Source organism: Methanofollis sp., from assembly GCF_028702905.1.
In the GTDB taxonomy this organism is placed as follows: Archaea; Halobacteriota; Methanomicrobia; order Methanomicrobiales; family Methanofollaceae; genus Methanofollis.
Genome location: NZ_JAQVNX010000029.1, coordinates 1 through 23,226, shown reverse-complemented (window position 1 = coordinate 23,226; position 23,226 = coordinate 1). Strand labels below are relative to the sequence as shown.

The following is a 23,226-nucleotide window of genomic DNA, read 5'->3' as shown; positions in this document are numbered from 1 at the left end:
TCCAGGCGTCCGGCCGGGACGGCGTCGTCGAGGGCCGAGGGGTGGCGCTGCCTGAAGGCCGACGCCGCCTGCGTCGTCAGCCTCCCGGTGTTCGAGACGCCCGAACAGGTCACCAGCACCCATCCGGCCACGGGCTCACTCCCCGCCGCACCCGCAGCCGCACCCGCCCTCGGGGAGGTCTCGGCACCTCTTTGCCTTTCCCTTCCCTTCCCAGGCGGCGCAGACGACCTTCTCGATCTCCTCTTCGGAGATCTCGAGGTCATGGGTCTTTGCGATCCCCTGTTCCGTGGCGATGATCACCTGGTCGGGTGTGATCCCCTGGGCCTCCGCGATCTTCGAGGCGCAGGCGACAGGGCACCCGTCCAGGACGACGACCTCGTCGGCCTCCGCACACTTCCTCTTCACCGGGCCGGCGCCGGTGGCGAGTTGCGCCGTGCAGGCCGGACTGCCGAAGCCCTCGACAAATAACTGGATCGCGGCGATGTTCGTGATCTGCCCGACATTGGAGGCGCCGGCGCAGGCGAAGATGATCCTCTTCTTCCCGTCGCCCTCTCCACAGTCGCTGCCGCAGCCGCAACTGCATCCTGCCATCAGGCCACCTCCGAGAGGATCTCTTTGATCTCGTCGACGGTCGGGACGCGGCCCTCGACCACGACCTCGCCGTTCACCGCGAGCGCCGGGGTGAGCATGACGCCCCGGTCGGTGATCGCGTCGATCTCCTCGACCTTGACGACCTCGGCCTCGATGCCGAGTTCCTTCACCGCTGCTTCAACGTTCTTTGCCGTTCTCATGCACTTTGCACAGCCTGTGCCGAATATCTCAATCTTTGTCATGGTTTTTCACCTCATTCTGGTAGACCGCAAGGAGCGCCTCTCCGTACATACTTTCCGCGCTCTTCGGGATATAGTTGTAGACCTTTGTTCTCTTCACCAGTTCATCGGAGAGGCGGACCTCGGAGGCGAGCCCGAGCGCCTCCACATCCGCGATGACTTTATCAAGCATCGAGAGCCCGACGACGACACCGCCGACATTCACCTGTCTGATGCGCCTGAGGGCCTCTGCCGCACAGCATGGTCTGTCTTCGTGCATGATTTTTTTTCACCCCATGATGTTCCCGTACACGAACCCGGCCAGGGCCGAGAACAGGATGACGAGCACGGCGTACACGACCGTCTTCTTCGCTCCCATCACCCGCGAGATGACCAGGAGGGAGGGGAGGCTCACGCTCGGCCCGGCAAGGAGGAGGGCGAGGGCAGGGCCGCCTGCCATCATGCCCGAGCTGTAGCCGAAGGTCGTGCCGATGATCGGCACCTCCAGGAGGGTCGGCATGTACAGGATGCCGCCGACGATTGCCGCGAGCAGGGTCGCCCCGATCGAGTTGTTCCCGAAGTACGGGGCAAAGGTCTCGGGCGGCAGGAAGTAGGCGAGCATGCCGAGGACGAAGGTGCCTGCGATCAGGATCGGGAAGATCTTCTTTGTCAGGTCCCAGGTCTCGTACGCCCAGTCTGTCACCTCGTCCCTCTCGAAGGTGTAGATGACGAGCACGGCGACGACGAGGGTGAGCAGGTAGACGACCGGGAACTTGATGGTCCAGGGGATCTGCGAGGCACCGACGATGAGGATGCCGACCAGGGAGGCGAAGAAGGCGAGGGTCGCCCACCAGGGCCTGCCGCCCTCCTCCGCCCGGGCCGTCCTTGCGGGTGCGGCCGCCCGCACCCCGGCGTCATGGTCCCTGAAGATTGTCGCCATGATGAGGCCGATGACGATTGCAAGCGCCACTGCCGCAATAGCCCTGGCCACGCCGAGGTCGAAGCCGAGCACCTTTGCCGTGTAGATGATCGCGAGCACGTTGATCGCGGGCCCGGCGTACAGGAAAGTGACGGCCGGACCGATGCCGCTCCCTTTCTTGTAGATGCCGGCGAACATCGGGAGGATCGTGCAGGAACAGACTGCAAGCACGGTCCCGGAGACCGATGCGATCCCGTAACTGACCGTCTTCTTCGTGTCAGGGCTGAAGTACTTCAGGATCGCGTCCTTCTTGACGAAGGCCCCGATCGCTCCCGCGATGAAGAACGCGGGCACGAGGCACGTTATGACGTGCTCGGAGAGGTAGCCGACGAGTGTGGCGACGCCTGCGAGGAAGGCGCCGGTGATGGGATCTATCATTGCTGTATCATCTCCTGGTTTTTGGATCTTAGGTGTTCCTCATATTCTGGTCCGGGTGTTCTCTCTGACTCCCGCAAGGAGAGCGGAGATCCACTGCCTTCCCCGAAACCTGGACCGGGGGCTGTTGCCCCCAGACCCCCTCATCAGGATAGGCGGGGGTATGGCAATCTCCCTGCGGAATCAGAGGGCCACCACATTGAGAGCAGAAGGAACTCCTCAGACCCATTTTCTCTCCGTCTTTCAGATCATGCCCCCTGCCGCGAGCAGGGAGAAGGCCGCCCCCGTGAGGACGGCGACGCCGAGGATCACGCCGACAAAGACGGCGACGAGTTTCTTCTCGAAGATCGCCGCGAGCAGGGTCACCTCGGGGATACTTGCCCCGGCGCCGCCGATGATCAGGGCCATCACCGCCCCGATGCCCATCCCCTTTTCCAGGAGGACGGCCGAGATCGGGATGATCGTCTCGGCCCTGATGTACATCGGGATGCCGATCACCGCCGCCGCCGGGATGGCGAGGGGGTTGTCCGGCCCGGCAAGGCCGACGATGAGGTCTTCGGGGACGAAGCCGTAGATGAAGGCCCCGATCCCGGCGCCGAGGAGGAGGTACGGGAAGACGTGCCTGAAGAGGGAGAGGGCGAAGGCGAGGGCCCGCCTGAGGCGCGGGCCGTGGCCGCTCTCCGCGGTGCATGCGCACCCTCCGTCCCTCTCCACCATCACGTCCTTCACGTGCCGCCCGTAGCCGAGCTGCCCGAGGAGGGCGCCGAGGCCCACGGCCGCGAGGAAGGTGATCGCCGCGTAGACCGCGGTCGGCACGACGCCGACCAGGGCGACGAGGAGGGAGAGGATGACCGGGTTGAGGAGGGGCGAGGCGATGAGGAAGGACATGCAGACGCCGAAGGGGATGCCCGCGTCCAGGAGGCCGAGGAGGATCGGGATCGTCGAGCACGAGCAGAAGGGGGTCAGCGCCCCGAAACCCGCCCCGATGAAGTGCCCTGTCCCCCGACGCCTGCCGGCGAGCACCGCCCGGATCCTCTCCTCGGGGATGTACTCGTGGAGGAGGCCGACGAGGAAGGAGATCCCGATGAACAGGAGGACGAGCTCCGCGGTGATCACCGCGAAGAACCCGCCTGCCGTCATGAGGGACGCTGTCAGGTCCGTCTCAGTCTCCCCCTTCCCCTGTCATGCCGGCCATCTCCTCGCCCTTACTCGCCCTTACTCGCCCTTCTTCTCCTCTTTCTTCGGGACGATCTTCGTGCCGCAGCAGCAGCACCCGCCGCCCTCGCCCTTCAGGGCGCCCATGAGTTTTGAGACGATGCCCGACTTTTTGCTGTCTTTCTGTGTGTTGTCTGCCATCTGGTTCACTCCATATAGTTTCAAGATTTGTTGAAACAGTATCCCTATCCCAAAGGGTATAAGGCTATCCATTTCATACTATTTTGAAACAGCCCTCCGGGCTCGGTGAGTACAAAAATGCCAATTCCTGAACCTGTTGAAGACGACCTCGCACGGGTCGGCGGTATAGAGGGCCTCACGCGCCTGCTCCCCGACGGGGAGACGCTCGCGCTGCGGTCGCAGCAGTTCCATGCCCTCTCCGATCCCGTGCGCCTGAAGATCCTCTTCCTCCTTGCCGTCCAGCCCCTCTGTGTCTGCGTGATCAGGGAGGTGGTCGCGGTCGCCGACTCGCGCCTCTCGTACCACCTCAATGTGCTCAAAAAAGCCGGACTGATCGCGGGCGTTGCGCAGGGGAACTGGATCATCTACTCCCTCACCGCGGAGGGAGAGAAGTTTGCCGCCCTCCTTGCCGGTCAGGGGAGGGCATAGGCCGCCGCAAGTCCGAGGACGACGTACTCGATGAAGATCGCCCGCGGGACAGGCAGCAGGGGGACGCTGCCTGTACTCATGCGGTGCGCGGTGACAAGTGCGTCGGCGATGCCGCAGAGCCAGGCGCCCGCAGCGATGAGGCCGCCGATCGTCGACGCCTCTTTCAGCCCGAAGGCGCAGAGGACACAGACGAGAAAACCTTTTCCCGGATTGCCGTTGACGACCTGGCCGAGTCCCGGCATTATCGCCGAGCATAGGGCCGGGACATACGGTTTTCCTCCGGCCGCGAGGCGCGGGCCTGCGACCGGGACGACCAGGAGAGCGATGATCCCGGCGGCGGCCCAGAGCAGACTCTCCTGCGGGGGGGTGCGGGATGCCGCGGCGGCGATGAAGGGCGTGAGGGCCAGGAGAGCGAGGGGAAGAATGAGGACACGTCCCCGGACCGGCTGTTGCAGCATAATATTATGATGTTATATCAATCATTTGATTTTTAAGTTTCACCTATTTGACATGATTTAAATATTTTGTTCAATTATATGTGTATATTCAGTCTCCACCTGATATATCTGGAAATTGCATATGGATCGCCAGGACATACTTTCGATTCTCATCGGGGTCGTCATCGTACTCGTCATCGCTCTTGTCGTCAAACCGGCACTCTACGGGGGACACGGAGGCGGCGATACCCCGGGCGCTCTCCCCACGCCCGCACCTGCGGTGACAGACCCCGACCCGACTCTCCTCCCTGTCGGGAAGGAGATTGTCAGGGAGTTCAGGTGGACCGCCGTCGACGGCGGCGTCCAGACCGCCACACTGGAAATACCTTCTTCCCTCTTTGATCGGGAGAGGGAGACGCCGCGTCTTCCCGACCACGCGTCCTGGGGGAGGTACGCCCTCTCTGAGGACGAACGCCCGTACCTCGAGGACCTTGTCCGGCAGATCGCCTCCCCCCGCTTCAACACCGCCGACGAGGACTACTGGCGGGTGATGGACGTCCTCTTCTTCGTCCAGCAACTCCCGTACTCCTCCGACGACACACCTGCGAGTTATACCGAAGGCGCGGTCCCGGCGCATGCCCTGCATGTTGCCGACGGCGTCGAGTACCCGAAATATCCTGTAGAGACCCTTGTCGACGGGAAAGGGGACTGCGAGGACTCGTCGATCCTCGCCGCCGCCCTCCTCAGCCTCATGGACTATGACGTCGTCCTCCTGGGGTACTCCGACCATATGGCCGTCGGCGTGCAGATGACGGGGTACGGCCCGTACTATGCCGGCTATACACCAAAATACTATGATTTCGGCGGCAAGCGCTACTACTACGTCGAGACGACCAACTACATCCAGCTCCCGAGGACCCAGCCGGGAAATATCGACCGCTGGGGGAAGCCGTTCCCTGTCGGCGATACGACCGACGGTTCGATCAAGAGCGTGAAATCGGAGACCCCGACCGTGATCCCCCTCCACTATATCGTCAGGCCCACCCGCCACACGGTCCGCCCGGCCGATCCTCTTCCCGGAGGTGAGGACTGGTGGTGAACCTGAAGATGCCCGGCCCTGAGGAGATCGCCCTGAAGGTCGGTGAACTGAAGGCAAAGCTCTCCGGTCTGCAGGTCTCGGGCCTGAAAACACTCCGCCCGAAGATGCCTGAGTTGAAAAAGCCGACGCTGACGCCGAAGATGCGGAAGGCGCTGACCATCTGCGGGATCGCGGTGGCGGTGCTCATCGTCGCCGTCGTCGGGTGGACCCTCTTCCACGCAGTGGAGCAGCAGCACGAAGTCAGGGTGCTCGGGGACGCCATTGCGTCCTCTGAAGCCGATCTTGCCGGCCTGGACGGGGAGGCCTCCGCTCTCATCGGTTCTGTCGGCAAAGCCCCGTCAATCAAGGAATCCGATGCCTATATGGCGAAGTTCGAGGACCTGGCCAACCGGGGCGTCGCCACAACCGCCCGGCACCTGCAGGCGATCGAGGGGATTGCCGTCCCCGAAACCCATGAAGGTGTCAGGGAGGCATATCTGCAGGCCCTCGACCACCTGAACCGTGCCTACACCCTCTGGTCCGCGTCGGCGACGGCATACGACCTCAGGCGCTATGCTGAGGCGGAAAAACAGATTGGAGAGGCCGACCGGGAATGGCAGGCATATGAAACAGCCATCAACACGTATAGCCGGGAAATCATTCTCAGCCAGGAAAAAAGAGAAGGATCCTGACCTATACCAGATATTTTTCCGGCACCTTGATCACGAGAGAGAAGGAACTGATCTGGTCCTTCTGGATCACGAAATAATAGTCTCTGAACCCCTCCCGAAGAAGAATCGTGCCTGAGTTCGCCGTATTCTCCTGGCTGGTGCCGGACGCCATGAAATCCGCTCTTTTCAGATCGATCTCCGCGACAAGGCGGTTCGGATCTTCTGCGTCCCTGACCTCGACGGCGAACCGTGCAAGCTCCTTGATTTTTGCGTCGGCCGTGTAGTCGAGCTCCCAGTACGGGAAGGGGATGTGATAGATCTCGGTGGTCATCACTTTCCCCATATCGTTGGACGAGATCTTCGCGTACTCCTTCATGGCCTTCTTGTCGACCTGAAGATCGTTCGGCTGTTTCACCATGGTGGTGGTCGCCGTCACGGTGGGGGTGATGTGGTACATGGCCGGGTCGACGAACTTCACGTCATAGGGCTTTTTCCCGTCCCACTCCCCCGGCGGCGTCGGCACCGGCTGGGGAACACCGGACCCCGCCTGAATGGGGGGCGCCGGCGTGGGGGTCGGTGTCGGCTGCGCCTCGTCGCCGCCCGGTCCTGTGCACCCGCAGGCGAGAAGCGACAGGACGAGGACACAACAGGCGAGAAGGTCTCTCCTCTGCATATCCATCTATCGTCTCCGCTTTTATTAAGCCGTTTCCTGATGATCCCGGACTCGCCCCCGCGGTTTTCTCCCTGCCGCACAGAGAGGTTTCGCTGTTAGATGTATCATAAAGCCCATATCCCTTCCCCCCCCATAGGTACAGGATTGTCCATGCGCATTCCCATCAACGAGGTAACTCCCGAAACAGGGCGTGCCGAGGTTGCCGGCTGGGTCCACGAGATCCGGGACCTTGGCGGGCTCACCTTCTTCCTGATCCGCGACCGGACCGGGATCATCCAGGTCACTGTCGTCAAGAAGAAGGCATCCGAAGCCGTTCTCCAGGCCGCGAAGGCTGTCTCCCGCGAATCGATCGTCCGCGTCAGCGGGACAGTGAAGGCGATCGAGAAGGCGCCGGGCGGCCGCGAGCTCACCCCCGAGACCTTCGAGATCGTCTCCCTCTGCGAGAGCCCCCTGCCCCTCGACGTCGTCGAGAAGGTGCCGGCCGACCTCGACACCAGGCTCGACGCCCGGTTCCTCGATGTCAGGAAACCCAGGGTCGCCGCGATCTTCAAGATCAGGAGCGCGGTCACCGCCGCCACCTACGAGTTCTTCTCGAAGCGCGGCTATTACAATATCACCTCCCCGAAGGTCGTCGCCGCGGCGACCGAGGGCGGCACAGAACTTTTCCCGATCGCCTACTTCGAGAAGGAGGCCTTCCTCAACCAGAGCCCGCAGCTCTACAAGCAGATGATGATGGCCGCCGGTTTCGAGAAGGTCTTCGAAGTCGGGCCGATCTTCAGGGCCGAGGAGCACAACACGGTCAGGCACCTCAACGAGGCGACGTCCATCGATGTCGAGGTTTCGTTTGCCGACCACAACGACGTCATGAAGGTCCTCGAAGACCTTGTCTCCCACCAGTACGCCACCGTCGCGGAGACCTGCTCCGACGCTCTCTCCGACCTCGGCGTCGAGTTCGAGGTCCCGAAGGCGCCCTTCCCCCGCATCCCGTACGCAGATGCGATCGACATCGCGGCGAAGAAGATCGACGAACCGATCGCCTACGGCGACGACCTCTCCACTCCGTCTGAGAGGGCGATCGGCGAGGAGATGGGCGAGCACTACTTCATCGTGGACTGGCCGAGTGCGATCAGGCCGTACTACGCGATGCCGTACGAGGACGACCCGTCCATCTGCAAGGCCTTCGACATGATGCACCCGCGTATGGAACTCTCCTCGGGCGCCCAGCGTGTCCACCAGTACGACCTCCTGGTCGACCAGATCAAGGCAAAAGGATTAAGTCCGGAGAGCTTCGAGTTCTACCTCCAGCCCTTCAGGTACGGCATGCCACCCCACGCAGGCTGGGGCATGGGCATGGAGCGGCTGATCATGACGATGCTCGGTCTCCAGAACATCAGAGAGGCCGTGCTCTTCCCGCGTGACAGGCACAGAGTCGTCCCATGAACTTTATCTCGAAGGTCCTGCCGACCACGGTCGTCGGGAGTTACCCGGTCGTCAAGGCCGGGGGGCTCCGCTCTCTCCTCGACCCCCTGCACGGGGCTGTCGAGACAGCGGTCGCCGACCAGATCCGCGCCGGCGTCGATATCATCTCGGACGGCCAGGTGCGGGGCGACATGATCACGGCGTTCGTCTCCCGTCTGCCCGGCATCAGGGGCCAGAGCGTCATCGGCAGGATCGAGCCCCCTGACAAACCCCTCACCGTCGCGGACACGAAATATACCCTCTCGAAGCACCCGAAGGTGAAGGGGATCATCACCGGCCCCTCGACCCTGGCCCATGGCCTGCGGATCGAGACGCCGGCGTACAGGGGGCGGGACGAGGTGGTCCTGGACCTTGCGCAGGCCCTTGCCACGGAGGCGCGGGCCCTCGAAGCGGCTGGCGTGACGATGATCCAGATCGACGAACCGATCTTCTCCACCGGCGCCGCCGACCTCGGCGTCGGCAGACAGGCGGTGGACCTGATCACCTCGGTGCTCCGCATCCCTTCCTGTCTCCATGTCTGCGGGAACCTCGAGAGTGCGATCGACGACATCCTGAAGATCCAGGTCTCTGTCCTTGACTTCGAGTTCTCCGAAAACAGGGAGAACCTCGAAATCCTCTCGACGAAGGATCTGAAAGGGAGGCCGGTCGGCTACGGCTGCGTCGCCTCCGCCGATCCAGGCGTCGAGAGCATGGAAGCGATCGAGAAGAGGATCGAACGGGGTATCGACGTCTTCGGCGCCGAGAACATGCTCATCGACCCTGACTGCGGCCTCAGGATGCTTGAGAGGGATGTGGCCTACGGGAAACTCTCCGCGATGGTGAAGGCCGCCGCGGTCCTCAGGGCCGAATACTGATTCACTTTTTTTTCTGATCCGGGATCTCCATAAACTTTTAGCCAGGATCTAGTGGGCCTCTCGCCTCATTCCAATCGTATCTCCTTAAAATAGGGGATTGATGACAATCCTCTCTTCAGGATCTCCTGTTCGCTCTTCCCGGGACCAATCGCAAGTGGGGGTCTGGGGGCAACGAGCGATAGCGAGTTCGAGAATACAGGGAATCGAAGATTCCCGGTGAAGGAAAATGCTCTGCATTTTCCGTGAACTGTAGGTTTTCGAGGTGCCCCTGGTTCAGATTGTGGGGAAGGCGGTTGATCGGTGTATCGCGCCGGGGGACTACGCCCCCGGACCCCCGCTCAGGATAGGCGGGTATATGGCAACCTCCCTCCTCTGGATCTCCTGTTCGCTCTTCCCGGACCAATCTTAGGTCGGGGGACCGGGGGGCGCCCCCCGGTTCAGGTTATGGGGAAGGCGGTTGGTCTGCACCTTCTCCGGAGGATTGCCGCCCCCTGAACACCCTCCTCCGGGTCTGCAAAAATCTCTCAGAAAAAAGTATCGTGAGCGATTGAAAAAGATCAGACGACTCTCTTTGTCGTCGAGAGTTCGAGTCCCTCGGCGGTGATGTTGTACGGGATGAGTTGTTTTGGAAGTTCTGTCCCGATCATCTTGAAGACGCCGAGCATCCTTTCCACCTCTGAGCCCTCGATTCCCTGTTTGAGTTCGAGGTAGCCGTCAACCAGCCTGATCAGTTTGATCTCGTCTGCCTTCCGGTGGATGCCGAGGTACATGATGAGCGCCACGTTCGCCCCCTCCGCCACCTTCTCCCGCAGCCCGCGGGTCACGAGGTCGATGGCATCGTCGATGCCGTGCCTGAGGATGATGCTTGAGAGCGAGTCGATGACGATCCGCTGGCCGTGCAGATGTGCGGGGTACTGGTCGGGCGGTATCTCCCGCGCGTCGGTCATCCCCTCCTCGATCTTCCCGTCGAGCATCAGATATGTCCCCTCTTCGGGGTTGTCGGGGTCCCCTTTCCAGAACTGGCGGGCAAAAAGTTCGAGTCCGTTTGTGGGCGTGCCTGCGACGATGATCACCGTCCCCTTCGGTATTCCTCCCTCAAGAACCAGGTCGAGACCGACAAGACCGGTTGAACGCTGTTTTTCCCTGTCCAATGTACTCTCCGAATTATGAAATAGGATGCAAATAGGATAAACCTTCCCAAAGGTTCAAATTGGCATCCTTGATATAATCGAGACGAAAATAAGGGGTCCGGGGGGTCAGTTCCCCGATGATATGGGATACATTTCCCTGAGAGTCCGCCTGAGGAGTTTCCAGCCGCTCACCCGGGGGAGGTGATCGAGGACGACCATCTCGCGGGGCACCTTGTAGCCGGCAAGCCTCTCCCGGCAGTAGGCGGTCAGGTCGTCGAGCGTCATCCCCTCGCCGGGGTTGAAGACGACGGCCGCCACCGGAACCTCGCCCCGCCTCTCGTCTGGCCTCGCGAAGATGGCGACGTCGGCGACCTTCGGGTGCTCGACGATGACGTTCTCCACCTCTGTCGGGTAGATCTTCCAGCCCGACATGATGATCATGTCCTTCTTCCGGTCGGTGACGAAGAGGACGCCGTCTTCGTCAAGGTAGCCGAGGTCGCCGGTCAGGAACCAGCCTTCGGGGAGGAAGGCCCGTTCCGTCGCCTCAGGCATCCCCCAGTAGCCTTTCGCGACCGCCGGCCCCCGCAGGGCGACCTCGCCGACTTCGCCGGCAGGGAGGTCGCGGCCTGCGTCGTCCGCGGCGACGATCCTCGCCTCGGCATACCCGACCGGCGCCCCGACGCTCAGGTAGCCCTTGTGGAGAGAGTAATGGGCCGGGACGACGGCGGTCGCCGACCCGACGACGATCGTCTCGGAGAGGCCGTAGGCGTTCACCACCGGGATGCCGAACCGCCTGTCGAACTCGGCCCATATCACGGGCAGGAGAGGGCCTCCGCCGGAGATGATACACCTGACCTGCTTCAGCGCCTCCTCTGTCCCGGGCTTCGAGCGGATGAGGGTGTGGATCACCGGCGGCATTGCCGAGAGCACCGTCACCCGGTGCTCGGCCGCGAGGCGCACGTACGCCTCCGGGTCGTAGCGGTCCATGCAGACCCAGGTGCCTCCGGCCTTCAGGACGGAGAGCCCCCAGGAGAGGCCGACATGGCCCATCGGGTAGATGCCGAGGTAGACGTCCCCTTCCCGCAGGTCAAGGACCTCGCGCTCTGTCGCCAGGGCGGACATCCAGTTGCCCTGAGTGAGCATCGCCCCTTTCGGGCGTCCGGTCGTTCCCGAGGTGTACTGGAGCTGGCAGAGGTCGTCGAAGGAGCAGTCTGTCGCCCTCTCCAGGGGGTCGGCGCGGATGAGGTCGTCCCATGCCGTCTCGCCCTCTCCCGCGGCGCCGACGATGCAGACGTGGTCGAGGGCCGGGCAGTCGGCCCTGACCACCCGCACGGTGGGAGCGCCGGCGGTGTCGGTGATCACGGCCGCGGCCCCGGAGTCGGCGAGGGCGTACCTCACCTCGTCTGCATGATAGACCGCGTTCGTCGGGACGGCGACGGCGCCGATCCGCCAGATCGCAAGGTAAGAGAGGAGATATTCGGGCGAGGTGTCGAGGTAGATACAGACACGGTCGCCTTTTTTTATGCCGAGAGAGGAGAGGCCGCCGGCAAGGCGGCAGGCGGCCTCCCGCATCTCCCTGAAGGTGTACGTCCGGCCGTCCTTCGCAAAGATAAAGGCTGGGCCGGAACAGTACCGGGCGTTTACATCAAGAAATGTGGTGATATTCGGCATTCATGGCACCTGATATCCATATAATTGCTTCGATGAATATGTATGTGCATTCTCCTATATATGCGGGCCCATTGGGGGCCGTCGCCGAAAAAAAGGTGGTGTAGGTTTCCCTACTGGTACTCGGGCGGCTGGACCTTCTCGGGCAGGCCGCCTTTGAAGAAGCCGCGGATCCTCTGGTAGTAATCGACGAGGCGCTCGTTCATCGTCGGGTGCACCTTCTTCGCCGCCGTCTCCAGGTGTTTTTTCGTGACGATGCCGGTCTTCTCGCGCATCGCAAACATCCCGGCCTCACGGCAGAGGGACTCCAGGTCAGAGCCCACGTACCCGTCCGTCGTCCCGGCGATCGCGTCGATGAGGGCGGTCCTGCCCGGGTCTTCGAGGGTGATCCCCCTGAGCCCGAGGAGGTCGACGATCATCCGCCGCCGTGCGCCCGCACCGAGCGGGTCGCCCTGGCCTTTCTGTGCCTTCGCGGCCGCGTCCCTGAAGGTGTCGATACCGATCGGGGCCCCCGACGTGAAAGACGCGAGGATGTCCTCTATCCCGGCGCCGTCGAGCCCATCGGTCGCCGCCACCGCCTCGTTCATGGCCGAGCCTTCGATCGGCATGGTGCGGGTGTGGATGTCCATGATCTTCGCCCGACTCTTCCGGTCGGGCGCCCCGATATAGACGAGGCGGTCGAAGCGGCCCGGCCGCAGGAGGGCCGGGTCCACGATGTCCGGCCTGTTCGTCGCTCCCATCACGACGACGTCGCCCCGGCCTGTCAGGCCGTCCATCTCGGTGAGGATCTGGTTCAGGACGCTCTCGACCACATGCGTCTCGGCGCCGCCGCCCCGTGCCGGGGCAAGGGCGTCGAGTTCGTCGAAGAAGATGATCGACGGCGCCACCTGCCGGGCCTTCTTGAAGATCTCCCGCACGGCGCGTTCTGACTCGCCGACCCACTTCGAGAGAAGCTGCGGGCCCCGCACCGGGATGAAGTTCGCTCCCGACTCCGAGGCGACGGCCCTCGCGATGAGGGTCTTCCCTGTGCCAGGCGGGCCGTACAGCAGGACGCCCCGCGGCGGCTGGATGCCGAGGTCGTCGAAACGGTCCCTGCTCGTGAGCGGGTACTCGACGGCCTCCCGCACCTCCTCTTTCTCTGACTCGAGGCCGCCGACGTCGTTCCAGGTGATGTGCGGGACTTCGAGGAGCACCTCGCGCATGGCGCTCGGGGAGACGTCGCGTAGCGCCTCCCTGAAGTCAGAGGTCGTCACTTCCATCTTTTCCAGGATCTCCGGCGGGACCTCATCTTCTTCGAGGTCGATCTCGGGCATGTACCGCCTGAGCGCCCTGATCGCGCCTTCCCGTGCGAGCGCTGCAAGGTCGGCCCCCACGAAACCGTGGGTCTGCCTGGCGAGGTCGGTGATGGAGACGTCGTCGGCGAGAGGCATGCCGCGGGTATGGATCCTGAAGATCTCCGTCCGGTCGTGCTCGTTCGGCCCGCCGATCTCGATCTCCCTGTCGAAACGGCCCGGCCGCCGCAGGGCCGGGTCGATGGCGTCGAGCCTGTTCGTTGCGCCGATGACGACGACCTGCCCCCTCTCTTCGAGGCCGTCCATCATGGTGAGCAACTGGGCGACGACCCGTCTCTCCACCTCTCCGGTGACGTCCTCCCTCTTCGGGGCGATGGAGTCGAGTTCGTCGATGAAGATGATCGACGGGGCGTTCTGCCGTGCGTCCTCGAAGACCTCACGCAGGCGCTGTTCCGACTCGCCGTAGTACTTCGAGATCACTTCCGGCCCCGCGATGGAGATGAAGTGGGCCCCTGACTCAGAGGCGACGGCCTTGGCGATGAGGGTCTTTCCCGTGCCCGGCGGGCCGTACAGGAGCACGCCCTTCGGCGGGTCGATCCCGAGTTTCCTGAAAAGTTCGGGGTGGCGCATCGGAAGCTCGATCGTCTCCCGCACCCGCTGGAGTTCGTCCTTGAGGCCGCCGATGTCCTCGTACGAGATCCTTCTTACACCGTCGAAACCCGCGACCGGTTTCTCCGAGAACTCGACCTTCGTGTTCTTGGTGATGATGATCGCTTCCTCGGGCTCGACCGTCACCGCCTTGAACGCGACGATCTGCGGCTGCATGAAGGGCAGCCCGGCCTGTATCGGGACGGTGTCGTTCTTGATCACCGGGAAGTCGATGAGGTGGTTGACCACGCTCTGGAAGTTGATCGGGACCTGCCGCGGCATGTCCTCGGGAGGCGCGAGGACGACCCTCTGCGCCTCGATCTCCTGCTCTGCCTTTCGCACAAGGATGCGGTCGCCGACCGCGATCCCGGCGTTCTCCCTGGTGAACTTGTCGACCCTGATCTTCCCCTGCTGCCAGTCGGAGACCATCGCCCGCCAGACCTTGGCGACGGTCCGGCGTTTGCCGATGATCTCGACGAGGTCGCCGGGCGAGAGCCTCATCTGGAGCATGGTGTCGGGATCCAGGCGCGCCTTCCCCCCGCCTTGATCCTCAGGATATGCCCTGTCCACTTTTAGGTACATTTCCGGCATTCGTTACAATCATATACGCCCGGATTTATAAGTACTGCTTCAGTATGCGGATTCTCCTTCTCGATCCTTTTCACGGCGCAGCCGGCGACATGACTATCGGGGCCCTCTTAGACCTCGGCGCAGACGAGGCGCAGGTGAGGGCGGCGATGGCCTCGGTGGTGGCCGACCCTGCCTTTTCCCGGGTGGAGCGGTGCGGCATCGGTGCGGTCAGGGTCGTCACCCATGCAGGCCCGGCCCACCGGAACCTTGCCGATGTTATCGCACGGGTGGAGGCGGCCGATGCCCCGCCCGCGGCGATCGAACGGGCGAAACGGGTCTTCGGCCGGATCGCGGCGGCCGAGGAGAGTGTCCACGGGAAGGGGGCGCACTTCCACGAGGTCGGGGCCGACGACGCGATCGCCGACGTGATCGGGGCGTGCACGGCCCTGGAGACTCTGGGCGTCGACGGCGTCGCCGTCCTCCCGGTCGCCCTGGGTGCCGGGACGGTCGTGGCGGCCCACGGCACGATGCCGGTGCCGGCCCCGGCGACCCTTGCTGTCCTCAGGGCCTCGGCCCTGACGGCGAGGGTGGGGGGCGGCGAGGGCGAACTCTGCACGCCGACGGGCGCCGCACTCCTGGCCGAGTTCGCGACCCTCCGGCCCGATCAGATCGGGGCGGCACATGTCGTCACCATCGGCTACGGTGCCGGAAGCCGCGATCCTGCGGGGACGCCGAACGTGTTGCGGGCTGTGCTCCTGGAGCGTGAGGGGGTTTCGGGCGCCGACGAGGTGGATATCCTGGAGACGAACGTGGACGATGTCACCGGCGAGGTGCTCGGCCACTGCATGGACCTCCTCTTTGCGGCGGGAGCGAGGGACGTCTCCGTGGTCCCGGCGGTCATGAAGAAGGGGCGGGCGGGCCATCTGGTGCGGGTCGTCTGCCGCCCGGCGGACGCGGCCCCCCTCACCCTGATCCTGGCCAGGGAACTCGGCACTCTCGGGGTGCGGTGCATCCCCGCGGTCCACCGGAGCGTGCTGGAGAGACGTCTGATGCGGGTGACGGCGGAGGTGGCGGGTGTGAGGCGCGAGGTGACGGTGAAGGTCGGGTATATCGGCGATGTCGTCTCCTCGGTGAAGGCCGAGTCCGACGAGGTGCGGGCGATTGCCTCCGCGGCAGGCGTGCCGGTGCGGACGGTGGCCCGGATCGTCGAGGACGCCGCATGGAAGGGCCTGGAGGGGAAGGAATGAAGCTGTCCAGACTGAGCACGGGTTCCGAGCCTCTCGACACCCTCCTCGGCGGCGGCCTGGAGAGGCGGACGATCACGCAGATCTACGGCGAGCCCGGCTGCGGCAAGAGCACGATATCCGTCATGGCGGCGGTCTCCTGCCTGAAGGGGGGGGAGTCTGTCATCTACATCGACACCGAGGGCTTCTCGGCCGAACGCTTCGAGCAGATTGCGGGCGAGGAGGCGACGGCCCTTGCCGACCGCCTGTACCTGTACGAGCCCGTCGACTTCGTGCAGGAGGGCATCATGGTCAACGAGTGCGAGGCCCTCCTCAGGTCGAAGAACGTCGGCCTCATCGTGATGGACTCGGCGACGGCCCTGTACCGTTCCGAACTCGGGACGACGAAGGACGCCCTCCGCGTCCTCTCCCAGCACATGGTCCGCCTCCTCGGCTATGCGAAGAAGTACGAGGTGCCGGTGCTGATCACGAACCAGGTGTACATGGACGTGGACACCGACGCCTTCTTCGGCCTCGGGGGCACGGCCCTCGGCCACATTTCCAAGGCGATCCTGCGGATCGAGAAGAGGGAGAGCAAGAGGCGGGTCGTCCTCGAAAAGCACCGCTCCCGCCCGACCGATATCTCGTTCGATTATGTGATTGTGAATGAGGGGATCAGGCGGGTATAGTCTTTTTTTTGGGATCTGGATTTTGGAATTGCTCCGGGTCGCTGTGTTCTCTCGCGAGAGGGCCGGGTTCCGGCCTGCATCATGTGCTCACCATGGTCGGTAATCTGCTCACGCCCCCAGCCCCGATTATGCTCTCTCCCACCACCAGCCCTCACCGGCGACCCGTACTGATGCACCAGCCGTCGGTCCCTCCCATCATCTAACTGTAATTTGGCTTTAAAAATCTACTATGGTGCCTAAAAGACGAAAAATTTGATGTGAGGGGACGTTGAGGGTCGTATTGAGAAATATGTCACAATCAGACAGTCGCCCATTCTGGCTTGGGCTTATCGGTGGTCTTCTTGGAATTGCCGCTGCGTTCTTTGCTTTCTTCTTTGGAGCATTTACCTCGGCATTTGATCCATCTGCTGGGTACGATTTGATCATAGGGCTTGGAGCCTCGGCATTACTCTTCTCGGTCACCGGTATCGTTGGCGGTGTGCTGAAGAAAAATACCCTGGGGCTGCTTTGATGATCATCTCGGGCATCCTAGTCCTCATATCAGTTTCCCTCTTCGGTGTCCCAACCTTTATTCTCTTCCTGATTGGAGGTCTGATCAAATATAAAAATCAGGATTGAAGGGTTTAATCGCCCTTATCTCCATAAAGAGGCCTTTTTACTATATTTGGAACATACTTTTTTAAAAACCATCAAAGGGTGACCAACGAAAAAGTCCCATAATAAATTGGATTAATCGTGTTCATCACTCTTTAGTGCTTTAAAAAATAAAATTCTGAAAAAAACGAAATATGTATATGTCGAAATGTTTTATTATTGTTAGAGAAAATATGAGGCTATACTCTTTAATCCTGGTTTGTATTGCAATCTGCTTTGTTTGTGTATCCGGTTGTACAACTGCACACACAGATCATCAAGCATCGCCGAATGAGTTAACATATCCCACCCCGCAAGCAAGCACTCAGCAAACAAGTACTCCATACCCTACCCCCGAAAAAACAGTCCCAAAACCTACGGCGGTAGTGAATGACTTTTCCCAGGTGACGCATGCAAGTGTGGACACGATCAAGGAAAATTGGGATGCCGATGCCGAAGACGATGGGGTTACTGTTCATCCAGACCTGCTTGATCAATATGACGAGACGGTAAAATATTCAGATGCCAGTATTCCCGTTGACATTCAGATCTGGACAACAAAATTCGATAATAACTTCAAAGATCAAAAAGACAAACTTGTCTACAAGGGATCCGGCACCATAACAACGTGGAAAGATGGGAATATGTTCATGAAAGGCGGAATAAAAGTTCCGTTTAGCAGCATGAATGTTCCTTCTGATGAAACGTATGGGTGGACATACGTCACGATCCACACCCCTGATGGGAAGACGTATGAAGCGGTGGATAAGTTTACTGCTCTTACCCCCTAATTCCTTTTTTGCGTCTATTATCGGGCGTACCCTGATAACGTCCTGCCCCCCTGTCACCCTCAAAATCTCTCAGATTCGCGCCGATTTCCACCGCCTTTGCCGCCCCTCTCATCCCTCCTATAGGGCCCGCCCCCCCCTTTTCTCCTCCCCATCCCGGTAACGCCGCCCAGGCCTTCGAGAAACTATATCTTTTCCTCCAGAATGCCAGAATACCCGGGAATTAACACGCTCACGAACGCGTCCCGGATCATCGAGATCGAAGGGCCGGAAACCGGATCCAAGTGTCAGAATGGCGAGATCAGGGTGGCACTCAATACCTTAAAGGATCCCGGTGGCACGGGGCGACGTACCACAGAGATATGACGCCTATGAAAACCCGTGCCGAAGTCATCGCCCTCCTCATGCCCCCGTTGATCCGATGCACCCCTTTCACCCCCTTTTCGACATCTTTCGACCGGCGTTGAAAATGATTCGGGGCGCATCCGTATCGCACATTTTAATTTCGTCATCTCTCCGCCGATTTTAAAAATCGTTTTCACCAGGCGGAGGATCACACTCACCCACACCCCCATCACCCTTGCGGTCGCCTGCACCCTGTGCTCCTTCCACCTGGTGAAAAGAGGTACGTATGTACATATAATGATCATTAGATCTCTCCTTAATTTCTGATCCGCCGTCACCACGCTCCCCACCCTCTTTTCGACAGGCGGTGAAACCTGTCGAAAACGGTCGAAAATGGTGAAAAATCCGGACCGGCACCCGCCTCCTTCTTCATGAGAGATCTCCCATAGATCGTAAGAATGAACTTTGTCCTCCATGCCAGCGCTGCGATACAGGAGTTTTACAGGGCCGAATTTGTTTCGTTTCAAAAATTAACAAATATACTTTTATTTTTTAATTATGGTCCCTCTGATCATTTCGTTACCTTAAAGGAGTTACACGTAAAGCCAGATTGTGCGAATAACCATGCCTATGTTTTGTCCTGAATGCGGAACGCCACTAACGAGCACCAATGCAAAATTTTGCCCTGAGTGTGGTACCAAATTAACACAAGAAACATCAGTCCCTAACACTGTAAAGATTCAAACCTCTCCTCCTCCTTCTGATGACGATTGGTCGGATCCTATCGATTGGTCGGAGGAAGAGTACACAGAAGAGGGGAAGCCGCCTTCTGCGAATGTCTACGAGCTTGGAACAAAATTGGAAGAAATTGTCGACTCGATTTATCAGGCCGAGGGCTACAAGACTGAAAGACGGGTCAGAATGCCTGGACAGGGGGGTTATACAAACGAAATCGATGTCATTGCCAGAAGAGGAAGAAAGCAGGTTGCCATCGAATGTAAGAATTTTACATCCGCAGTCGGCATAAAAGAAGTTCGGGACTTTTCCAAGAAACTTGATGACCTCGGCCAGGGCTGGCAGGGAGTTTTTGTCGCCTTCAACGACTTAACTATCGACGCTCAGAATTTTGCGGAGAGCAGGAACATCGAAATCTTCAGTCACGAAGACATCAAGGAAAAGTGGTTTGCTGTCTCTGCCGGAAGGGTCAGTCGGAGAGGAGAAAAACTGAATTTAAAATTTGCTCTGCCAATAAAATCAGATTATATTGCGGTAACGACGCTGCCGCTACAGAACAACCATCTGATTGAGGTGAGCGATGCCACGCTCACCTTCCATCCGTACATAAAAATACCCTACAGTTTCAAAGCCCAGGTCTACGATCCCACCAAGAAACTCCACAAGTTTTCCGATGACGGCATAGTCGTGATCGATCTTCTGGACGGCAAGGTGCTCAACAGGCAGGCAGAGAAGGGAGGCTCGATTTTTAACTCGCTGAGTACCTCGAAGCAGAGCACCGATAACGCTCAAACACTCCAGACATTCAATGAAGTATTGAATAATTCTCCATCACCTGAATATTCCATTACGATCGGTTCGGATTATCAGATCACCGAACTGAAACCCGAAATCACCAAGCGGACGGTCGAAAGAGTTGCCATAGAATATATCACGGCGAAGAATACGAGCGATATAACGTACACTCCTTCAAAGGGGGATACCATTCTGGATAGCAAACGCCGGAAGTTCATCCCGAGAAGAGGCGATGTAAAACTCTTCAAGAGTGAAATGGTTTCCGTTCCCAAATGGGCCGTTCATTTCAACGCATTCGGCACGATTTATACGAAAGAAGTGTTTGCCCACTCCGGAACAGTCCTTGAAAACACCATTCGCTATTGCCCTCAGCATTTCAAGTTCGGTGTCATTAACATCAAGAAAGAGGCCGTCGCCGTTTGTGAGGTGTGCGGAAAAGCCTGTTGTAGTGAGCACATTACACAATGCCCTGTCTGCGGGAAATGGGTCTGTAACGAACATGCTTCGACCTGCAGTTCCTGCGGCAAGACATTCTGTAAAGAGCACGCCAGTACGATCTGTTCGGTATGCAATATGCCGCTCTGCTCTGACTGCGAGGTTGAGTGCCCGATCTGCAACAGAACATACGGGTCAGATCATACCCAGATCTGCGACAGGTGTGGGACAGCGGCCTGCTCGCAGTGTATTACTACATCAGGATTATTTCGAAAGACGAGGGTCTGTAAGAATTGTCAATAATTTTTTAAACACGAATTGATGCCAAAGGTAGGGAGGGATACTCACCCAAGAATATCCGTCTAAAAACCCATTGTGTTTTTCTGTCTCCCTCTTGAGATCCTCCTGATGCAATTGGGCTCATTTCATAAGTTTGCGAGGGTAGATTGACCGACGTATAATGATTTCTACAAAATCTGTGTAAGGTACATCTAGAGCAATAAATTCGGGAAATATGGTTTAAATCTATGTTGGGTCGTCTCTTAGAGTCCTTTGGCAGGGGATTGTGCTGGAAAAGCCACTTCAGATATGAGGTGGTTTACCGCGTTTCAAGTTTCTCCAACACATCCCCAATATCAGTTGTATAAGCCAGGAGCAAGATGGCACATTTCTTGTCTACCGATTCCCACCACTCCCACTCTTTTTTGAGGCATTCGAATTTTAGTAACGGGCAGATTCCCATAAATGCCACATTATCTGATTGAAGTGCCCGAATAAGTATATTGTGCGTTGAGGTGGGGATCAGGGAGATTTGAAAGAGAATCTGGTGTGAACTCGCCAGAAGTCACTGATTCATGGAGATCAGGTTTTCGTTTAAATTTTGTTTAACCAGAAATGTCCGAACCATTTAATCTTTAAAATCGTGAAGCCGTGTTTGAAAAAGATTATATCTTAAAAATAGGTCTTTTTTCATACACAATTTTCTGCGGCACTCTTCAACGCCAACATTTCACGAATCCCATATCAAAATACTTATCCTTCAGAATGTTGCACGGTTCTGTGTCTTTTTAGATAACGAGGCCTTTTAAAATGGATATGAAAATACATTCATTGGTTCTGGTATTTGTTTCTCTCATCGCGGTTGTTTTAACGGGAGGATGCACCGATTCATCTCTCAGCGAAGGTGATACGCACCTGCACATACTCGATGTTGGTGCTGAAAATCAAAGCATCTCTTCCATCGACACATACATGACCGTCAAGAACACCGGATCTATCACGGCGCATAACATTGTCGTTGCTGTGATAACTCTGCCTGAATCTGATGTCTCTTCTGCGCTGGAGAGTACTGAGATTTTAAAGATTTTGGCGCTGAATAACTCTCAGAATGAGGATTTAATGCTGGACCGGGATTTTGTCGATGCGTTAGGGCCTGGAGAAACCGTTAAGATCCATCTTTCTGTGAATCCCGATGACCTATCTGATGGGTGGGACGTTTTGAGGGTTGCTTTTGCGGATAACGCCGAAGTCGTGTACTCCGAACCAGAACCGTCTTCGTCTCTAGGAGTTCAACCGGGTAATACGCCGTCTACAACGACACCCACTACGCCGTCTACAACGACACCCACCGCTACTTCCGCACCTTTGCAGGAACCTGCGTACGCGATAGGGGATGTGATCTCTTATATGCAGGATTCAGACGTTGCAGAGGTAATTCTGGATTATGACCCTCAAAATGATGCGTATAAAACGGATGTGATCTTCAAATGGGACGAATATGATACCGGCGAATATGGGTGGTATCCGTACAGTGCTCCGGCGGGTACGTGGGGGTATCGCCTGGAAAGCAACGATTCGAGTTGGACTGATCGTAGGTGTATGGAAAAATCCTATCCCTATGTTCTCGGACATGCCGATCCTATCGCTCTCAGAGAGGACTATGATTGACACCACACTATTTCTGAAAATAGATTGAAAATGTCCGTTGATACACTCTCCCCTCCTTTTTCGTGCGTATCCTATGCCTGCTTTCTTTTGACCCTGTCCGGAAGTTAGTATGGGATGATCGCAACCGGCAGAGATAGATACTGTCGAAGAGTGTTTTCCCTGGCGGTCTGGAATATCACGGATCTTTTTCCCGGAATCAGGGATTGGAACCGGGCGAGCAATACCTTCAAGCACCCCTCGAAGTCGCCGGGGACGAAGCAGCACGTTTTTAAGGCAACGGGGAGAACATGGCCTGAAATCCTTTGGTGTTCATATCCGTCATCCTCGCACACCCCCACAGGGGGAGCTTCAACCACGCCATAGCGGAGACCGTCGTCGCCGCCCTCAGGGAATGCGGGCACGCCGTTGCATTCCATGATCTCTATGCCGAGACGTTCGATCCGGTGCTGCCGTACGACGAGATCGCCCGCGACGCTCCCCTCCCTCCGTTCATTGCTGCGCACTGTGCAGAGATTGCTGTAGCGGATGGGCTTGTGGTAGTCCATCCGGACTGGTGGGGGATGCCCCCCTCGATCCTGAAAGGCTGGATCGACCGGGTTCTGCGGCCGGGCGTGGCGTACCGATTCGGCGAAGGAGATAACGGGGAAGGCATTTCGGTCGGTTTGCTCAAGGCAAAAACAGCACTCGTCTTCAACACCTCCAACACGCCGAAGCAGAGGGAACTTGCGATCTTCGGCGATCCCCTCCAGCGGCTCTGGAAGGATTGTATCTGTACGTTCTGCGGGATTCCGATTTTTCACCGCCGGATGTTCGACGTTATGGTCGCCAGCACGGAGGAGCAGCGGAAGTCGTGGCTCGGTGATGTGCGGGCGTTGACCTGTGAAACGTTCCCGCCGGATTCTGCCTGACGATTTCTGCAAACATTTTTTGCCGGAACCTTCGTATGGCTGTACGAGGGAGAAGAATGGACTTTTCCGACTGCGTGAAATTTGCAAACGAAAATCCGGTGACGTATATTGCGACCATAGACGGCGACCAGCCCAGGGTCCGGGCGTTTGCGATGTGGTTTGCCAATGAGAGCGGGTTTTACTATCATACCGGAACTCTGAAAAAGATCTGGCAGCAGCTTACGAAGAACCCGAAGATCGA

General features: G+C 58.9%; 25 protein-coding genes. 13 read left to right on the top strand and 12 right to left on the bottom strand.

The genetic code is table 11. From position 1 onward, the window contains the following. Positions 1-135: 135 nt before the first annotated feature. The 6 genes from PHP59_RS05470 to PHP59_RS05445 all read right to left on the bottom strand — a co-directional run bounded on the left by PHP59_RS05470 (position 136) and on the right by PHP59_RS05445 (position 3,519). Positions 136-591, bottom strand: a complete 456-nt coding sequence (locus PHP59_RS05470) for a putative zinc-binding protein (protein WP_300164794.1) — start codon at positions 589-591, stop codon at positions 136-138. Then, on the bottom strand, positions 591-833 hold the full coding sequence (locus tag PHP59_RS05465; protein ID WP_300164789.1) for a thioredoxin family protein: 243 nt from the start codon (positions 831-833) through the stop codon (positions 591-593). Before PHP59_RS05465 ends, PHP59_RS05470 begins: the two co-directional genes overlap by 1 nt. Then, entirely contained in the window at positions 820-1,089 is a 270-nt protein-coding gene (locus PHP59_RS05460; protein WP_300164786.1) for a hypothetical protein, read from the bottom strand. Before PHP59_RS05460 ends, PHP59_RS05465 begins: the two co-directional genes overlap by 14 nt. Before the next feature lie 9 nt (positions 1,090-1,098). Continuing rightward, a complete protein-coding gene (locus PHP59_RS05455; protein ID WP_300164783.1) occupies positions 1,099-2,166 on the bottom strand; it encodes a permease in 1,068 nt (355 codons plus the stop codon). A 240-nt stretch (positions 2,167-2,406) separates the two neighbouring features. After that, positions 2,407-3,303 (bottom strand): permease, encoded by an 897-nt coding sequence (locus PHP59_RS05450; RefSeq protein ID WP_300164780.1) that lies wholly within the window; start codon positions 3,301-3,303, stop codon positions 2,407-2,409. Positions 3,304-3,378: 75 nt separating this feature from the next. Next, entirely contained in the window at positions 3,379-3,519 is a 141-nt protein-coding gene (locus PHP59_RS05445; RefSeq protein WP_300164777.1) for a hypothetical protein, read from the bottom strand. A 117-nt stretch (positions 3,520-3,636) separates the two neighbouring features. Between PHP59_RS05445 and PHP59_RS05440 the strand changes: the two genes are divergently transcribed. Then, complete coding sequence (locus PHP59_RS05440; RefSeq protein WP_300164774.1) at positions 3,637-3,987, top strand: metalloregulator ArsR/SmtB family transcription factor; 351 nt, start codon at positions 3,637-3,639, stop codon at positions 3,985-3,987. Here the strand turns inward: PHP59_RS05440 and PHP59_RS05435 are convergent. Then, positions 3,972-4,445, bottom strand: coding sequence for a hypothetical protein (locus PHP59_RS05435; protein WP_300164771.1), 474 nt, complete (start codon positions 4,443-4,445; stop codon positions 3,972-3,974). The genes PHP59_RS05440 and PHP59_RS05435 overlap by 16 nt on opposite strands. Before the next feature lie 121 nt (positions 4,446-4,566). Here PHP59_RS05435 and PHP59_RS05430 point away from each other — a divergent pair, with 121 nt between their 5' ends. Both PHP59_RS05430 and PHP59_RS05425 read left to right on the top strand, forming a co-directional pair. Beyond that, positions 4,567-5,523, top strand: coding sequence for a hypothetical protein (locus tag PHP59_RS05430; RefSeq protein ID WP_300164768.1), 957 nt, complete (start codon positions 4,567-4,569; stop codon positions 5,521-5,523). Further along, positions 5,517-6,194, top strand: a complete 678-nt coding sequence (locus PHP59_RS05425; RefSeq protein WP_300164765.1) for a hypothetical protein — start codon at positions 5,517-5,519, stop codon at positions 6,192-6,194. Before PHP59_RS05430 ends, PHP59_RS05425 begins: the two co-directional genes overlap by 7 nt. Before the next feature lies 1 nt (position 6,195). Here PHP59_RS05425 and PHP59_RS05420 read toward each other — a convergent pair whose 3' ends face one another. Then, positions 6,196-6,852 carry a hypothetical protein gene (locus tag PHP59_RS05420; protein WP_300164762.1) on the bottom strand — a complete coding sequence of 219 codons (657 nt, stop codon included), beginning with the start codon at positions 6,850-6,852 and terminating at the stop codon, positions 6,196-6,198. Positions 6,853-6,996: 144 nt separating this feature from the next. On the opposite strand from PHP59_RS05420, the gene aspS reads away from it, so the two are divergent. Together aspS and PHP59_RS05410 are read left to right on the top strand one after the other, a co-directional pair. Beyond that, a complete protein-coding gene (gene aspS / locus PHP59_RS05415) occupies positions 6,997-8,286 on the top strand; it encodes an aspartate--tRNA(Asn) ligase (RefSeq protein ID WP_300164759.1) in 1,290 nt (429 codons plus the stop codon). Then, complete coding sequence (locus tag PHP59_RS05410) at positions 8,283-9,179, top strand: methionine synthase (RefSeq protein ID WP_300164756.1); 897 nt, start codon at positions 8,283-8,285, stop codon at positions 9,177-9,179. Before aspS ends, PHP59_RS05410 begins: the two co-directional genes overlap by 4 nt. Before the next feature lie 557 nt (positions 9,180-9,736). Here PHP59_RS05410 and PHP59_RS05405 read toward each other — a convergent pair. The 3 genes from PHP59_RS05405 to PHP59_RS05395 all read right to left on the bottom strand — a co-directional run bounded on the left by PHP59_RS05405 (position 9,737) and on the right by PHP59_RS05395 (position 14,508). Further along, positions 9,737-10,330: an ATPase domain-containing protein gene (locus tag PHP59_RS05405; protein ID WP_300164753.1), complete on the bottom strand. Its 594-nt coding sequence runs from the start codon at positions 10,328-10,330 to the stop codon at positions 9,737-9,739. Between the two features lie 105 nt (positions 10,331-10,435). Further along, positions 10,436-11,980 carry a class I adenylate-forming enzyme family protein gene (locus PHP59_RS05400; protein ID WP_300164750.1) on the bottom strand — a complete coding sequence of 515 codons (1,545 nt, stop codon included), beginning with the start codon at positions 11,978-11,980 and terminating at the stop codon, positions 10,436-10,438. A 110-nt stretch (positions 11,981-12,090) separates the two neighbouring features. After that, a complete protein-coding gene (locus PHP59_RS05395) occupies positions 12,091-14,508 on the bottom strand; it encodes a CDC48 family AAA ATPase (protein WP_300164746.1) in 2,418 nt (805 codons plus the stop codon). Positions 14,509-14,552: 44 nt separating this feature from the next. On the opposite strand from PHP59_RS05395, the gene larC reads away from it, so the two are divergent. The 4 genes from larC to PHP59_RS05375 all read left to right on the top strand — a co-directional run bounded on the left by larC (position 14,553) and on the right by PHP59_RS05375 (position 17,823). Next, positions 14,553-15,734, top strand: a complete 1,182-nt coding sequence (gene larC, locus PHP59_RS05390; protein WP_300164743.1) for a nickel pincer cofactor biosynthesis protein LarC — start codon at positions 14,553-14,555, stop codon at positions 15,732-15,734. Continuing rightward, positions 15,731-16,399, top strand: coding sequence for a DNA repair and recombination protein RadB (gene radB / locus PHP59_RS05385; protein WP_300164740.1), 669 nt, complete (start codon positions 15,731-15,733; stop codon positions 16,397-16,399). Before larC ends, radB begins: the two co-directional genes overlap by 4 nt. A 268-nt stretch (positions 16,400-16,667) precedes the next feature. Further along, positions 16,668-16,910 carry a hypothetical protein gene (locus PHP59_RS05380; RefSeq protein ID WP_300164737.1) on the top strand — a complete coding sequence of 81 codons (243 nt, stop codon included), beginning with the start codon at positions 16,668-16,670 and terminating at the stop codon, positions 16,908-16,910. A gap of 541 nt (positions 16,911-17,451) precedes the next feature. Continuing rightward, positions 17,452-17,823 (top strand): hypothetical protein, encoded by a 372-nt coding sequence (locus tag PHP59_RS05375; protein ID WP_300164734.1) that lies wholly within the window; start codon positions 17,452-17,454, stop codon positions 17,821-17,823. 284 nt (positions 17,824-18,107) lie between these two features. Here PHP59_RS05375 and PHP59_RS05370 read toward each other — a convergent pair whose 3' ends face one another. Beyond that, positions 18,108-18,641 (bottom strand): hypothetical protein, encoded by a 534-nt coding sequence (locus PHP59_RS05370; protein WP_300164731.1) that lies wholly within the window; start codon positions 18,639-18,641, stop codon positions 18,108-18,110. A gap of 154 nt (positions 18,642-18,795) precedes the next feature. Here PHP59_RS05370 and PHP59_RS05365 point away from each other — a divergent pair, with 154 nt between their 5' ends. The 4 genes from PHP59_RS05365 to PHP59_RS05350 all read left to right on the top strand — a co-directional run. Beyond that, a complete protein-coding gene (locus PHP59_RS05365; RefSeq protein ID WP_300164728.1) occupies positions 18,796-20,433 on the top strand; it encodes a restriction endonuclease in 1,638 nt (545 codons plus the stop codon). A gap of 786 nt (positions 20,434-21,219) precedes the next feature. Then, a complete protein-coding gene (locus tag PHP59_RS05360) occupies positions 21,220-22,077 on the top strand; it encodes a hypothetical protein (RefSeq protein WP_300164726.1) in 858 nt (285 codons plus the stop codon). Between the two features lie 305 nt (positions 22,078-22,382). Further along, a complete protein-coding gene (locus PHP59_RS05355; protein ID WP_300164723.1) occupies positions 22,383-22,985 on the top strand; it encodes an NAD(P)H-dependent oxidoreductase in 603 nt (200 codons plus the stop codon). A gap of 56 nt (positions 22,986-23,041) precedes the next feature. Further along, the coding region (locus tag PHP59_RS05350; protein ID WP_300164720.1) for a pyridoxamine 5'-phosphate oxidase family protein at positions 23,042-23,226 on the top strand (185 nt) is incomplete at its 3' end.